Genomic DNA, 16,017 nt, shown 5'->3' with positions numbered 1-16,017 from the left:
GGACAAATCTAAAAATATTTTTATTAATCTAAATAACAACAATTTTTGATACCAGCGACAGGCTATTATTTGTAATCCTGATAATATATATTCCCTTTGAAAGGATTACAGGTAACTGTATAGTCTGACCAGCTGTAAGGAAGATATTATTGTCATTATAAACAGGCTTGCCCTGTAAGTCGTAAATAACCAGATTATACTTCTCTGATGAAATTTCAGAAGGTGTATTAATATAAAGATAATTATTATTATACCAGGTTTTGAAATTCTGATCGATCGGTTTCTCTATTTCGGTTGTAATATTAGTTTCACCGATAATCAGCTGGAAATCAGTATATGTTCCTGCCAATGATGTAAATGTATATGTTGCATCTTTGCTAAGATTAGTTTCAATGTTTCCGTGCTTCAGTACAACTTTTATCCCCTCAAGATTTTCAAACTCACTAATGCTGATACTCTGCGTTCCGGCTTCTCTTACAATGACTTTTAAAGGAAGTATTACAGCCTCGGTTTCTGGACCCCTGACAGCTTTCATAAAATAATCTGTACCACCGGTATTAATGTCTATACTTGGTAAAGTACTTGATCCATACAACTTGTAAGCATCATAATGCTCATTGTAAGCAGCGGTGGCATCATCAATCAACATAGCAACTGTCTCGTCTGTTTTTAAACCTGAGGTTAAAACAAGTTTGACTTTCTGTATATAAAGACCTCCTTTTTCAGATTTTTCAGACGTCGCTTCAGATCCTTTATGTGCCGATCTGGCATCTGATGCTGATCCCGTTTTTGACGTGACTGGTAATGTAAGAGAAGAAGGACCTCCGGAGGAAACTTTAACATAGAAGCCAGTCATAGGGGGTAAAATATCTGTATAACCGCCAGAGGAGCCTGTGTTGGTTAAAACATTCCAATAGCCATAAGTTCCATTGTTATTGTAATATACTGTATTTGAGATGCCGGCGACCACTGTTCCCAGTCCTGCAATTCCATTAAGATCGTAATTACAAGGGTATGGATTTCCAATGAGATTCCATCCGGCGCCTGCATTCCCGGGGGTGTATGACAGACTAAATAAGTGCTCAGTTGCATTTAGTTGTCCGGTGAATTTCAGTATATCATCTCCTCCATTCAGAAAAATATTATAACCGTAATCTGAGACAAGTGATGTGAATCCGGGAGGTACTCCGGGATAATTATGGAAATACTGCCATCCCTGATTTTTTGTGGTAACAGCAAATGGTTCACGGTAACGCAAAAGATCGCCGTTAAAATTTGTAATACCTAGTGCAGTTTGTACTTCTGCTACTGTAGGAACAGTTCCTATTGTCATTGTTGCTACGGGAGGCACAAAATAATGGAACCTTCCAACGCCTGGACTAACCAGACCTCCTGTCAGGTACAATTCGACTGTAGCCGGAACAGAAGCAGTATTATTTACCAGATTACCATCGCCGGTAGCATCTGATTTGATAACAAGACCGGTGATTCCGGCATTATTTGTAATTGTACCATTAACCCTGAGTGCGCCACCGGCTGCTACGGTAAGTATGGCCCCTGAATTTATTGTGAGATTTTCACATTCTGCAGGAGTGGCCGGAGGTTCATTTACGATAGGATCATTTGCAACATCTGTTATAATAACATCACTCGAAGCAGGAGGAACTGAAATATAGTTCCAGTTGGCAGGAACACTCCAGTCTGTTCCGGCTGAGCCCATCCAAATCCATGCTCCGGGAGCTACAGTGTATTCGTAGGCTCCCATCGAAGGGAAGGTGACGGACCGTGTGGTACCAGCATAATCTGTTGTTATTCCAGTGCCGGTAACCGCGACTAGTGAAGCTTCTGATGGTAGGTAATTAAGTGCTGCTGTTCCGCCGGCATTTGAAAGTAGAGGATTAACTGCAAAACTGTTGACATCCTGACCAGTTACAACAGGTAATGTTGTTTTAGGTGTACCATAAAAACCTAATGTGCTGCCGTCCCCTGACACAAAGTAGTCATTAAAATCGCAATTCAGAGTTCCTCCGGCGGTAAGTATATAAATCGCAAAATGCAGATTTGATCCTCCTGTTGTTGAACGCGCGTTAAAGAATATATTATTTCTGAAATTCCTGGTATTTGTTGTAGCAGCACTGTATAATGCATATGACTTATTTGTTCCGCCTCCCAGATTGCCACCTATATACACAGTATTGAAATACAGGCTATTATTGTTTCCGGCTGCCCCGGTTTCATATATACCATAAATATCTGTTGCGGTGGTGCCATTAAGAGTAATTATGTTATTAGAGTAGGTTGTTAATCCTGATGAAATCTTAATACCATATATAGAAGCAGAGGATCCATTAGCTACAGAGAGGCTGTGAATAAAGTTTTCTCTAACTTCATTCCCTGCGGTGCTGCCTACATAATAGATACCTATTACACTGCCAACGAATGAGGAATAGGTATTAGACAGATTATAAATAGTATTACCTGTAAGGCTTTTTGGTGTCACTCCGAAAAGTGCAATTCCGCAAACTGATGCAATCTGGATCACCGCATCATTTGCATTGGCAATTGTTAAGTTATAAATAGTGTTTGATGAGATAATATTCGTTCCTGTGGCAGAATAGATTCCGGTAATTCGACCACGGCTCGAAACAGAAGTGTTGGATACAGCATTAGTAAGATTAGCTATTGTATTATTACTGATAGTTATTGTTCCGGACCCGAGGTTATTAATTCCAAAAACGGTTTGTGCATTCGCAGTTGAAGCAGAACTAGCATTAATACTATTCGCAGTTATGGAACTTCCAATTGTGTTGTCGCTTATATTGGTTGTTCCGGTAGTACCTGTTTTGTTTATCCCGATAATGCTAGCTGCTAAAGTTGAAGCTGTGGAAGAGGAAATTGAGCCGATTATATTATTTTGGCAGTCAACAGTACCTGTTGTTGCAATATTAATTCCATAGAGAGTTGAGTTTGTTGTACCGGCAGTTAGTGTGATAGAGCCGGTCCCGGTTGCATCACCAATAGTATTCCCGGTTGATGTTCCTATATTCACAGCCCCTCCTGCAATGTGGATTCCTGTCCAGTTCGCATTTGTTGAATTTGACCAGGAAAAGTTTTTAATAGTGTTATTTTGAATACTGCTTGCCGTTCCTGTTCCTACATTTAAGCTGATTGCAAAAAATGCATTATTAGCAGCATTAGTTTTGGTCCAGGCTAATCCCCCACATAAAGCTGATCTCCCTCCAATATAGTTATCTGAGACAGTAAAACCTGTACCTGATGTGTTATCAATCTTAATGATATTATACGTAACAGATGCAGATGGAACAAATGATCCTGTTTCATAAAAGCTGTTTCCCGAAATTGTACAAGAGGTTGTGTTTGAAGCAAAAAGAACACCATTTGAAGCAGTGCCATGCTTCAGAAAGTCAAAAATATTGTTATCGCTGATTATGTTTCCGCTGTTTTCCTGCCCTGAAGTTCCGGCAGAATAAATAACATTGACAGGTCTTCCGGCAGGGTCGGCTGTAATATTGTTTAAACCGATTGTATTTCCATCGTTACCTGTTCCTATTCCGGAAGTTGAGAAAAAGATTACACCACCGGCAGTATTGGTCGACGATCCCATTATAGTGCTATATCTTATGATATTAGTGGAAGCATCGTTTATAAATTGGATTGTTGAGGCAGAAGTTCCTGTGTTTATGTTGGTTATAACAAGGTCAATAGCTGAACCTACTCCATTTACTCTACCATCGATTGTCACATTAGTTGCCCCATTCAGAATAATCAAAGGTGCATCAAAATCTCCGGTTATTGAAAGACCTGAACTGGTAGGATATATTGTTACTGATGTATAACCTTGTGAGCCGCCATAACCGCTCTCGAATAGTTCAGCAGGAGCATATTCTGATGTGTTGTCTATTATCTGAAGGGTGATTACTCCGGTAAGAATTCCACTATTAATATCAAAAAATGCATCAAGTAATGTTGGATAATCAGCCCCGTTTGTACCAACGGTTTTGGTATCATCGCCAATTAAATTAACTGGCAGTGTAAGTATCAATAGAATATATACAATTAGCTTCTTCATATAAGACCCTAATTATTAGACCCTGAAACCACCACTTGGGTTGCATCAGAATCATATTAATCATATCTTAAGATACAATAATCCTAATTTACAATGACAAAAATACCATTTTATTCCATATTAACAAATTCAAGACTGAAACTTAGGTTAAGGTTAAGGTTAAGGTTTAGAGACTCTTAACCTCAGCCTCAGCCTCAGCTGGTTATTCTGATTTCTTTAAGTATTCAAATATATTCAGACCTATAGTGATCTCATGATTATTAAAGGCCCCCATAACAACATTAGTTGCAAAATTGAAATTATAACCAATTTTCAGACCTTTGTTAATACTTGCTCCGGCTCCGAATCCTATAATTGCAGGATCGCGGTAAACCAAACTGCCCCAGAACTTTTTAAGATACATTACCTGAGTGGCTATTTCAAACTGGCTTTTAATATACTTACCTCCCCTTACAATAAGAAGCGGAGTTAAATCCCAGTCTTCATTTATATTGTAAATATAAGTGGCATGAAACTGGTAATTGGCAAGCGGGTTATACTTCAGACTAACCTCTTTATAACTGGCATCACCAAGCGAGATATTTGAAAACATAAATCCGGCCTCGGCTCCTTTCCATGTCCATACAGCCGAGAAGTCACTCATGAATTTCAGTTTTGAATTTATATCCAGGCTTACTAATGCAGGGTCAATTGTATAGTCGGGATCATTATAATAATCTAGCAGGTTAAGTTTGTTCCTGTAAAATCCCATCGACAAACCAAACATAATATGGTGATCCTGATTAACCAGAAGATTATATGAATATGACCCCAGAATATAGAGCTGACTGAATATTCCTGCCTTATCATAAATGATTTTTCCCCCGAAACCTGCATTCTTCATGGAAGGAAGCAGATCGCTGTAAGAGATCCTGACTGTCTTTGGCCCTCCGTCAATTCCAGTCCAGTCGCTCCTGTACCCCATGAAGAGATATTTCGCATTGTAATTCCCGGCATATGATGGAGCAAGTGAGTACCTGTCCATGTAGTAGTTTTCGGAGATTGGGACTTGCTGGGCGCTTGATATTGCTCCTATTAAGATACTGGTAATTAAGATTATTAACTTTTTCATATATTTATTATTATAGACTAACGACTCTCGACGCACGACTCACGGGAAATCCATTCTTCTTCTTCCTTGAGTCGAGTGCCTTGTGTCGTGTGTCGTTTTATCTGACAATATTCACCGTCCCCTTAACCATCCCCGCATTCTCAGTATCAATTATAAAGTAATAAGGTCCCTCAGGAAGGGAAGAGCCGTTTGATGTCCCATCCCAAAGATTGTTGTAGTCAGGATCGGCAAACACAAGTTTGCCCCACCTGTTAAACACCCTTACATCGCATTTACCCCAGGTAACAAGATCCGGTAATTCCCAGTAATCATTAAATCCGTCATTATTTGGCGTGAAAAGATGCATTATATCTTTATGTGTGGAGTATATTTCAACTGTGACAAACGCCTCCGCTGCATCCCAGTTCAGATCGCCGGGATGAAATGCGCGGATCTGCACATTCCCTTTTGATACTCCTGTAAGTTCATTCCCGGATACAGTTGCCAGAGAAGCATCCATACTTTCAAATTGTACAGTAAGTCCTGATGATGAGGTTGCCGCAAGTGTATATTTATCTCCTACAAGTAATTTTTCCGGGAAGCCTGAAAATGTTATTGTCTGCTGAAGTCTAGTGATTGTTAGTTTACCCGGGATATATATATAGGTATAGTTATTATCACTTCCTCCGGAGATTGTAATCGGATAATCGCCATTTGTTGAGTTCTGAAGTGCAGTTGTCTGAATGGAAGGCAAAACATCGAGTACCGATTGCGTTTCTCCATTTACGAATCCTGCAATACTATATGTCAGTACAGGATTCTGAGCCTGGTACAGTTTTGATTTGTTCTCGGCTGTAAAAGTTAATGCTGCCTTAGCTACTGTGAGTGACCTGGATACAGAAGGAGCAGGGTTATAGTTCCCATCCCCGTTTTGCGAAGCAGTTATAATTGCGTTTCCTGCACCTGTTATATGAATTACTCCTCCTGAAATGCTTGCAACCGAAAGATTATCACTGACTAATGATACACTTAATCCGGAACTAGCAGTGGCTGCAGGTGCAAAATCAGAATCTCCGTATGTCTTATCCGATAAAGAGCTAAAGGTTATTGTCTGATCTGATTTGCTGATAGTGAGAACACCGTCAATATATGTGAAAATATAATTATTATCTATGGCTCCTGAAGGGGTTAGCACATACGATCCGGCCGGACTCGCAGCAGTGGCAATTGTTGTTACAGAAGGAGGAGTAGACGAAGCCAGGTCCCCATTAACCAGCCCTGTATAGGTAACTGTGAAAACCGGCAAAGCTGAGCCATAGATTATACTTTTATTATCTGCAATTATCGTTAGCGGGACTTTGTCAACAGTTAGTGTACCTGCAACATAACTTATATTGTAATTTGAATCGGCCGCACCGGATACTGTAATAGTATAGGTTCCGGCAGGACTTGCAGCAGTGGCAGTTGATGTTATAGCCGGAGGAGTAGCAGCAGTAACATCTCCATTAACAAGTCCGGAATAAGTAAAGGTAAGTACCGGTAATGCAGCTCCGTAATTCTTACTCTTATTCTCAGCAGTGATTGTCAATGGAACTCTGTCAACAGTTAAAATTCCGGTACCATAGCTTATCGTATAATTTGGATCGGCAGCACCTGATACAGTTATATTATATGTACCGGCTGGACTGGCAGCAGTTGCAGCCGTTGTTACTGTTGGAAGAGTTGCAGTAGCAATGTCTCCATTCACAAGTCCGGAATATGTGAAGGTTAGTGCAGGTAATACGGCACCATAATTCTTGCTTTTGTTGTCGGCCGTTATTGTTAACAGAACTTTGTCGACAGTTAATATTCCAGCAGAGTAACTTATAGTATAATTAGGATCAGCAGCACCTGAAGCAGTTATGGGATAAGTCCCGGCAGGACTTGATGCTGTTGCTGTTGTGGTTACAGCCGGAGGAGTTGCGGTTACAATATCGCCATTCACGAGGCCTGTAAAAGCATAAGTCAGAAGGGGCAATGCTGCGCCATAATTTTTGCTCTTATTGTCAGGTGTAATAGTCAATGGTACTTTATCGACTGTTAATGTTCCTGCAACATAGCTTATATTATAGTTTGGATCAGCAGCACCGGATGCAGTAATAGGGTAGGTCCCTGCATCAGAACTTTGTAGACCAGTGGTCGTGACCACGGGCAATGTTGAAGTAGCCACATCACCATTTACCAAACCTGTGTAAGTAAAGGTAAGAACAGGCAACGGATCGCCATAGTTTTTGACCTTATTGTCAGCTGTTATTGTCAGAGACACTTTGTCGATAGTTAATGTACCGTCAACATAACTTATGTTGTAGTTCGGATCAGAAGCACCTGAAGCTGTTATGGGATAAGTCCCTGCAGGACTTGCTGCAGTTGCTGTTGTATTAATTGCAGGAGGAGTTGCTGCAGCCAGATCACCATTAACCAGTCCGGTATAAGTTACAGTAAGTGAAGGTAAAGCAGCTCCGTAATTCTTGCTCTTATTGTCAGCTGTTATTGTCAATGGTACTTTATTAACAGTTAAGACTCCTGGTACATAGGTTATTGTGTAGTTAGGATCAGCTGCCCCAGAAGCAGTAATAGCATAAGTTCCTGCCGGACTTGCTGCAGTTGCCGTTGTAGTTACTGTCGGAGGAGTTGCTGTTGCAAGATCTCCGTTCACCAAACCGGTATAAGTAAAGGTAAGTACAGGTAATGCATCACCATAGTTCTTACTCTTGTTTTCTGCAGTTATAGTAAGGGCTTTAGGATTTACAGTTATACTGAATTCAGCTGAATTTGCTTCATTACATGTTCCGCTTTTAACTACAGCTCTGTACCCCCAGGTTCCTGATGGTACAGGTGTTTCCGAATATGTGGCATTTGTATTGGCTATTGTAGTCCAGCTGCCTGAATTGTATCGTTTTTCCCAGCGCTGTATTGTTCCAGTATAACCTGATAATGTCATGATTCCGGATGAAGAACCGTATACAATGGAAGAGGTACCGCTGATTGTTCCTCCATTGCTGGGAGGATAAACATTTACTAATTCCTTATCTGTTAACTCTGCAGAGCAGCTTGTTGTGCCATTTATTGCCAGAACATTATAAAGGATATTAAATGTCATTGCACCGGTAGGAAGGTTGATTGTTCCTCCGTCGCCGGCAACAGGAGCACCAACAAGTTCATTTGCATTGTCATTTCTTAACTGGTAGTTTACCCCGCTCTGTGATAACGCAACTGTTACATTTCCTGAAGTTCCTGAACAAATTGTACCGGGACCGCCAACAGATAAGCCTATAGTTGGCAGAGGATTGACCGTCAAAAGTTTTGTCTGGGTTAATTGAGCAGAACAATTTGTAACTGAATTGGTAGCAAGTACGTTAAAAGTTGTTGTTGTTACCAGGTTACCGGTCGGAAGGTTGATAGTTCCGGAGGTGCCTGCTACAGGTGAACCGACATTTGTAACCCCATTTCTTAACTGGTAATTCACTCCGGCTTCGGATAAGGCAACTGTAATATTTGTACCCGTGCCGTAACATACTTCATTTGCACCGCCAACTGTTAATCCGATTGCAGGTAATGGATTGACTGTAACCATCAGCACATTCGATTCAGCAGCACCTGTCCAGTCGCCCACTCCTATACATGAAACCCTTGCAAGTCGTTTGTACCAGGTGGTCTGATTTATAACACCCGGATTATATGTTGCCGAGTTGCTTGATGCAATATCAGAAAAGCCCGAACCGGCTCCGGTTATCGATTCCTGCCATTTATATTCCAGGGACGCACCCGAGTACCCGGAAGCAGGAGTCGTGCTTGTAAATGCAGCAGGATCGAAAGGTACACAGCCGCTTTGTGCAGCAGCTATTGTTCCTCCGCTTGTGGGATTACTGCATGAGCCTCCTTCAAATGCTCCCATTGTGAGAGGGGCAACCCTGAGAGCTCCATTGAAATCGTTTAAGATACCCGTTCCTGCCACTGCCGTGAGGAGGGCCCCGGGAATATAGTCTTCAGGCAATAGTCCGCCTGCATTTGTAAATGACGGAATTGTTTCAAGACTGTTTACATCCTGACCTGTCGCAATTTTCCATGTCGCAAGGGATGTAACATCACCGGCAAAATATCCTAAAACACCTCCGGTTCCTGGTGCGTAATAGTCATTGTAATCAGTTGTAATTGTCCCTCCGGCTGTTGCTATATAAATAGAATAGTGTTTTCCGCTTGCTCCGCTGTTTGAACGTCCATTATTCAGGATATTATTTCTGAAATCCCTGGTATTTGTTGTAACAGCACTGTACAAAGCATGGCTGTTACCTGCCCCTGATGTCGGAGCACCACTTATATATATCGTGTTATAATAGAGGTTGTTATTATTTGCTGCTGCACCTGTTTCATAAATCCCGGTAATAGTAACGGGGGTATTTCCTCCAAGGCTTATAATATTATTTGAATAGGTTGCTGCCCCTGCAGCCATCTGGATCCCATAAATACTTGCCAGAGGAGCTGTAACTGTTGCTCCTGTGGCGGAAAGACTGTGTACGAAATTTCCGCTGACAATATTTGCACCTGTGCTTCCTGTAAAATATAGTCCTGTCACATTTCCTTTAAAAGAACTGTATGTATTTGACAAATTGTAAATATCATTTCCTGTAATGGTTTTTAAAGTAGAGCCGGTAAGACAGATTCCACAAACAGAGGAGGTATTGGTTATTGAAGTGTTTGCATTTGCTATAGTTAATTCATGAATAGTATTGTTTGATATTGTGTTTGTACCATTCGACGACCTGATGCCATTTATTAAACCTAAAGTAGCTTCTGTTGAATTTGTAGTTGTGTTTGTAAGATTTACAATACTGTTACCGATTATTGAAATATTCCCTGAACCGGCGTTGCTGATACCAATAACACTCTGGGCAAATGAAGTACTAACTGAGCTTGCCTGAATGCTGTTAGCCTGAGTAAGACTACCAATTATATTATTATTGATTGTTGTTGTTCCGGCAGCTGTTTTATTAATACCAATAAAGTTGAAAGAGTTCCCAGGTCCGGCGGAAGTTGTTATAGATCCGATTGTATTGTTCTGACAATCAACAGTTCCGGTACCGGATATATTTATTCCATATGCAAAAGCATTAGGATTCCCGGAAGAGACAATAATAGAACCGGTGCCTGTTGAAGCACCAATTATATTACCTGTTGTTGTTCCAATATTCACATCCCCGCCTGCAACATGGATCCCTGTCCAGTTAGCAAAGGATGAATTTGCCCAGTTAAAGTTTTTTATAGTATTTTCCTGAACGCTACTTACAGTTCCAGTTCCAACATTAAGATATATGCCATAAAAGACATTATTCTTTGCATTGGTTTTGGACCATAAACCAACGCAGGAAGGAGAGCTTCCTCCAATAAAGTTTCCCGACACAGTAAAAGATATACCTGTATTATTGATTATGATGGCATTATAGGTAACTGTGGGTGTACCGGCAGGTGCAAATGATGTTGTCTCATAAAAACTGTTGCCAGTAATGGACCAGGCAGTTGAGTTGTCAGAAATGTTTATACCATTTGAAGTTCCGTTCACCAATAATGAAGGTGAAAAAAAGTCATAAAGTGAATTGTTGCTGATAATGTTTCCACTGTTTTCCTTTCCTGAAGTTCCTGCGGAATAAATTGTATTTACTGGTCTCCCTGCAGGATCACCTGTAATGTTATTTAAATCAATTGTATTTCCATCGTTTCCATTTCCTGTACCAGCTGTTGAAAAAAATATTACACCACCGGCAATATTTGTTGATGACCCCATAATGGTGCAATACTTAACAGTATTATTGGAAGCATCGTTTATAAATTGAATTGTTGAAGCAGAAGTTCCGGTGTTTATGTTGGTGATTATAAGGTCCGGTGTTATCCCTGTGGCGTTCAAACGTCCGTCAAATGTTACATTGGTGGCTCCGTTTAAGTTAATAAGAGGGCCGTCAAAATCTCCGTTGATTGAAAAGCCTGAAGCTGTTGGATAAATTGTTATTGAAGTATAACCCGGAGAGCCCCCATAACCACTCTCAAAAAGTTCAGCGGTGGAGGATTCAGTTGTGTTGTCAATTATCTGGAGTATGATCTCTCCTTCCAGTATTCCACTATTAATATCAAAAAAAGCATCATTTAATGTCGGATAATCGGCACCGGATGTACCTACTGTTTTGATGATTGTCTGAGCCAGAATGCCTGTCGGAAGAGCCAACAGCAAAATAGTGTATATAATTAGTTTCTTCATTTTGTCACCGGTTTCATATTAGACTTTATTTTCACATCCTCGGTTGCTTTTGAATTTGTGATTCACAACATCGATTTTTCCAAAACATGTTAAGATACGCAAAAATACTAATTATTAAGGCAAGAGCGAAAGAGTATTTTCAGTGATCAGGAATGAGGGATCCGGGATTAGGAAGTTTCTGGTGCGTGGTGCAAGGTGCATGGTGCAGACCCTGTATCCTGCACCCCGCACCCTGCACCGCCCTTAAACCAGCCACCAGAGCTTGCCAATCCTTGGCAGATATCTCAGTACAGCCTCTGCCTTACCGCATCTATACCTCTTTGTCATCCATATGAGTGTTGGGAAAGTATCGCCGATAATAAACCGCATTCTGTATCTTGCAGGAATGGATCTGATATTTCTTTTATACGCCGCTTTCCTGAATTCCGGTTTGCCGCTTTGGATGGGTTCTTCAATAAAGTTATCAGGGAATTGAATCTGACTTTCTCTGCTAAGCATGAGAAGATCAGTGTAAAGTCGCAGCTGGCATTCTCCTCCCGACATGTGGTGTTTAAAATGATCCGTAAGATGTCTAAGCTGCCACTTATCGGAAAGTATTAATGCCCTGGTTTCTCCTATTTTTATCTCCCTTGCGTCTGAAAACAAATCATCCGTTTTATTAACTTCTGAATTTTCATCTTCGAAAAGATTGTCATGGATCTCAAGCGTGTAACCATCTTTATACAGGGCCGGGAGATGACGACCAATATTGAATGTTATTTTCCTGAAAAGAGGTGATTTAAATGGCTCCTGCGCGAACCCTTTTTCCTGCAGCAGATACCATGCTTTGATGGAATCCTCCGGACTTATATAGATGTCGTTATCATTCATCTGTCTTAATCCGGCAGCACCATAAACAGTGTGTTCCAGCGCCATCCCTTTCAACAGAATATGCCTTATTCCGGCACTTTCAAGTATAGTATTTACCTCTTTCCATCTTTCTGTAAGCCATAGTTCCTGGATCATGCTTTTTCTATAACCGTTTTCAAGAAAAGACATTTCATTCTTTGGAACAAATCCTTCGAGCTTTGCAGCTTTTATATTATATGCGGCGAGGGCTATTATTCCGTGAGAGTTTATGAGTTTTGTAAAATAAGGCCAGTCTTTTATCTCCGAAAGAAGCCGGGATTGACTCCGGTACTTTTCTGAATAGGGGTAGTGGCATAGGAGGAGGAGCAGTTCTTTCATATTCACAAGGCTAAGTAGGATATTTTTGGGAGGAATGAGGGATGAGGAATTAGGGATCGGGAAGGGATCAGGGATGAGGGATCAGGATCAGGTCAGAGGTCAGGGATCAGGGATCAATCCGGATGAGGTCTGGGAGGAAAAACCTGTTCCCTGTTTTCTGTTTCCTGTTCCCTGTTCCCTGTTCTCTTCTCCCCCCAAAGCAACCTTTCATTACAAATCTGTCATTTACCCAACTTGATTTGGAATCCTAAATAAATCGAGAAAAGTTGTTACTCATTAACCTGACCTGATGATCGGTACTCTCATTACATCGCAGACACGTATAAAGCTGCTTAAGAAGTTCTTTCTTAACAGCAGCACACGTGCACACCTGCGTGGACTTGAGTCTGAGTTCGGGGAGTCATCTAATTCAATTCGTATTGAGCTTAACAGGTTTGAAGAGGCCGGACTGCTTAATTCTCTGAGAGATGGTAATAAGAAGATTTATCAGGCAAATAGGAGTCACCCTTTGTTTAAGGATATTCATGATATCATTTTAAAGGAAGCAGGCATTGACAGGGTAATTGAAAAGGTCATTCATCGTCTTGGGAACTTGTTATCGGTTTACCTGGTTGGTGATTTTGCCCGCGGCAAGGACAGCAAAGTAATAGAGCTTATTCTGATAGGCGATAGTATTGACCGTGAGTACCTTGCAAAAAAAGTATCACAGGCCGAGGAACTTGTCGGACGGAAAGTAAGTTATACAATATTAAATTCAATTGAAGCAGACAGGGAACTTGGTCTTTATAAGCCAGCGGACCTCCTGCCTCTCTGGAATATAAATGAAGTTGAACTGGTAGCAAAATAAAGGGTTGCTGTTACCTTGTTGCGTTTGTTAAAGCAATGAAAAACAGCAAAATATCGCCTTGTTAGGCCATTTGGAAAGATGGGACTGACGGGGCGGGCGCTTGCCGGAGGGCAAGCGTAGAGCGGTTAGAAGATAGCGTAGAGCGTAGAGCGTAGAGCGTAGCAGTGAGAAGAAAGCATAGAGAACTTTAAATATGACCAGAATTGGCAGAAAAGGAACACACAAAATCTTATAAGATGATTTTATCCATTATTAACAATGCTAATAAATATGCCTTTAATTTTAACTTTACTTTTCGCTCTACGCTCTACGCTCTTTAAGTTATGGGCAAGATTGAGAGTTTTAAAGACTTAATTGTATATCAGAAGGCATATAAACTAGCTATGGAGATTTTTGAGATCTCAAAAAGTTTTCCAAAAGAAGAGAAATATTCATTGACGGACCAAATAAGAAGATCATCCAGATCTGTAACTGCATGTATTGCAGAAGCGTGGGCAAAGAGGAGATATGAGAAGTCTTTTATTAATAAATTAACAGACTCTTTAGGTGAAGAATTTGAAACTGAGACATGGCTCGATTATTCACTGGATTGTAAATATATTAGCAAAGAAATTAACAACAGATTAACCAGTGAATATGCAGAAGTTCGGAAAATTCTGATTTCGATGATAAACAATGCTGACAAATGGTGCCTTTAGTTATAACTCAACACTCTACACTCTACGCTCAACACTCTACGCTCTACGCTTTACGCTCTCCGCTTTACGCTCTCCGCTCAACCTCAACCTCAACCTCAACATAGTTTAACGTGGATAAATCACTGGAAATAAAGCTAAAAGGAATGCTTTGGGATCTGCCATCCGGGAAAAGAGATAAACTTCTTCGTCAGATAATGAAAAACCCGCAACAGGCTCTACTAGATGAACAAATGTTGATTCGTGCACTGAATAGTCTTAACTGGTATGAATTAATACAGCTTCTGGGTAATAATGATTTACTGCAGCTACTTTCAGAGAGCGCTATAAGCAAACTCTATCCCCGCCAGCGTCAGATATATTACAGAAATGCAAAAAGATTATTATCAAAATATACTTTATCCTCTGCAGGATAAGATATTGCGTATTATAGAAAATCTTCCGGTTGATTTTTATTTAACAGGAGGAACAGCTTTAAGCAGGGCCTACCTGAATCATCGTTACTCAGATGATCTTGATTTTTTTGTTAATCAAAATTCCAATTTTGAGAAACAGGTAGAACTGATTCTGACATCAATTCGGAGTAAGAAACTAAAGACTGAAGTTGCTGTAACAGGTGAGAGTTTTACCAGAGTTTTTGTTCATCAGAATGAAGCAATTTTGAAAAATAGATTTTGTAAACGATATTCAGTACCGGACAGGAACTCATATAGCCACAAAACTCTTCAAGACAGATATCATTGAAAATATACTCTCGAATAAACTTACTGCATTAAGCAGGCATTCGGAAAAGGATGTTGTAGATTTGGTTTTTATAGCATTGAACTATCAATTTAGCTGGGTTGACATTGTTAAAGAGGCATCTGAAAAGGATATGTGGATTAATGCAGTTGAAGCATCAAAAATTCTTGATAGTTTTCCACTCGAAAAATTAGATGATATTAACTGGACAGTTCCGCCAGATGTAATTGCTTTTGAAAAACAACTTCGGGAACTAATAAAAGATTTATTACTTGGTCAACAGAATTCTCTTTTTAATTCCACTCAACACTAATAGCACAAGTACTCTTTCATCTTTACGCTCTACGCTTTACGCTCAACCTCAACCTCAACCTCAACCTCATACTATGAAACGCATCCTCCCCTAATCGCTATTGCAGTTTTAGTTCTGGCCTCCTGTACCTCGCAAAAGAAACTTACTTACCTGAATAACCTTCCTGAACTTGACGGACAGGAGCAGTTCGCAATGGAATTGCCGGATTACAAAATCCAGCAACGGGATATTCTGTATATTACTGCAAAGGCTATGGCCACTGACGGAAGAATTCAGGATTTTCTTTCCTCTTTCAGGTATGTGGCGGAAGCCAGGTTCAGGGGGAGGGTGGAGGCTATCTATATGGATATGATGTAAATACAGACGGCACTATTTTGATCCCTGTTATAGGAAGAATAAAAGTGGGAGGGTTTACAATACAGGAAGCGAGGAGTATAATTCAAGAAAGTGTTGACAAAGTTTATAATAGCACAACGGTGGAATGCAAGTTGCTTAGTTTTAAGTTTACAGTAATTGGAGAAGTCAAAGGTCCTGGCACATATATAAACTATAATAACTATCTGACAGTTCTTGAAGCAATTGGGCGTGCAGGAGGAGTAGGAGATTTCGGAAACAGGAACCGAGTTCTTGTAATACGACCCGTAAAAGAGGGTTCAAAAACTTATAGATTAAATCTGCAGGATAAAAGTATACTATCATCAGAGGCTTACTTTCTCCTTCCAAATGAT

The 16,017-nt window shown here is 40.4% G+C and carries 12 protein-coding genes; 8 read left to right on the top strand and 4 right to left on the bottom strand.

The genetic code is table 11. From position 1 onward, the window contains the following. Positions 1-28 precede the first annotated feature (28 nt). The 4 genes from IPJ16_08360 to IPJ16_08345 all read right to left on the bottom strand — a co-directional run bounded on the left by IPJ16_08360 (position 29) and on the right by IPJ16_08345 (position 12,693). Positions 29-4,090, bottom strand: coding sequence for a T9SS type A sorting domain-containing protein (locus tag IPJ16_08360; protein ID MBK7627191.1), 4,062 nt, complete (start codon positions 4,088-4,090; stop codon positions 29-31). Between the two features lie 202 nt (positions 4,091-4,292). Continuing rightward, positions 4,293-5,201 (bottom strand): PorP/SprF family type IX secretion system membrane protein, encoded by a 909-nt coding sequence (locus IPJ16_08355; GenBank protein MBK7627190.1) that lies wholly within the window; start codon positions 5,199-5,201, stop codon positions 4,293-4,295. A 97-nt stretch (positions 5,202-5,298) separates the two neighbouring features. Continuing rightward, positions 5,299-11,466 (bottom strand): gliding motility-associated C-terminal domain-containing protein, encoded by a 6,168-nt coding sequence (locus IPJ16_08350; protein MBK7627189.1) that lies wholly within the window; start codon positions 11,464-11,466, stop codon positions 5,299-5,301. Between the two features lie 243 nt (positions 11,467-11,709). Next, positions 11,710-12,693 carry a nucleotidyltransferase family protein gene (locus IPJ16_08345; protein MBK7627188.1) on the bottom strand — a complete coding sequence of 328 codons (984 nt, stop codon included), beginning with the start codon at positions 12,691-12,693 and terminating at the stop codon, positions 11,710-11,712. 34 nt (positions 12,694-12,727) lie between these two features. Between IPJ16_08345 and IPJ16_08340 the strand changes: the two genes are divergently transcribed. The 8 genes from IPJ16_08340 to IPJ16_08305 form a co-directional block, all read left to right on the top strand. Continuing rightward, on the top strand, positions 12,728-12,931 hold the full coding sequence (locus tag IPJ16_08340; GenBank protein MBK7627187.1) for a hypothetical protein: 204 nt from the start codon (positions 12,728-12,730) through the stop codon (positions 12,929-12,931). 51 nt (positions 12,932-12,982) lie between these two features. Continuing rightward, positions 12,983-13,540, top strand: coding sequence for an ArsR family transcriptional regulator (locus IPJ16_08335; protein ID MBK7627186.1), 558 nt, complete (start codon positions 12,983-12,985; stop codon positions 13,538-13,540). Positions 13,541-13,863: 323 nt separating this feature from the next. Next, entirely contained in the window at positions 13,864-14,238 is a 375-nt protein-coding gene (locus tag IPJ16_08330; GenBank protein ID MBK7627185.1) for a four helix bundle protein, read from the top strand. Positions 14,239-14,348: 110 nt separating this feature from the next. Then, positions 14,349-14,651, top strand: a complete 303-nt coding sequence (locus tag IPJ16_08325; protein ID MBK7627184.1) for a hypothetical protein — start codon at positions 14,349-14,351, stop codon at positions 14,649-14,651. Further along, positions 14,605-14,979, top strand: coding sequence for a nucleotidyl transferase AbiEii/AbiGii toxin family protein (locus IPJ16_08320; protein ID MBK7627183.1), 375 nt, complete (start codon positions 14,605-14,607; stop codon positions 14,977-14,979). The genes IPJ16_08325 and IPJ16_08320 overlap by 47 nt, the downstream gene beginning before the upstream one ends. A gap of 76 nt (positions 14,980-15,055) precedes the next feature. Further along, positions 15,056-15,289, top strand: a complete 234-nt coding sequence (locus IPJ16_08315) for a hypothetical protein (GenBank protein ID MBK7627182.1) — start codon at positions 15,056-15,058, stop codon at positions 15,287-15,289. Between the two features lie 192 nt (positions 15,290-15,481). Next, on the top strand, positions 15,482-15,646 hold the full coding sequence (locus tag IPJ16_08310; protein ID MBK7627181.1) for a hypothetical protein: 165 nt from the start codon (positions 15,482-15,484) through the stop codon (positions 15,644-15,646). Between the two features lie 17 nt (positions 15,647-15,663). Further along, the coding region (locus IPJ16_08305) for an SLBB domain-containing protein (protein ID MBK7627180.1) at positions 15,664-16,017 on the top strand (354 nt) is incomplete at its 3' end.

This window comes from Bacteroidales bacterium, from assembly GCA_016709865.1.
In the GTDB taxonomy this organism is placed as follows: domain Bacteria; phylum Bacteroidota; class Bacteroidia; order Bacteroidales; family VadinHA17; genus LD21.
This window is presented reverse-complemented; position numbering and strand designations above follow the sequence as displayed.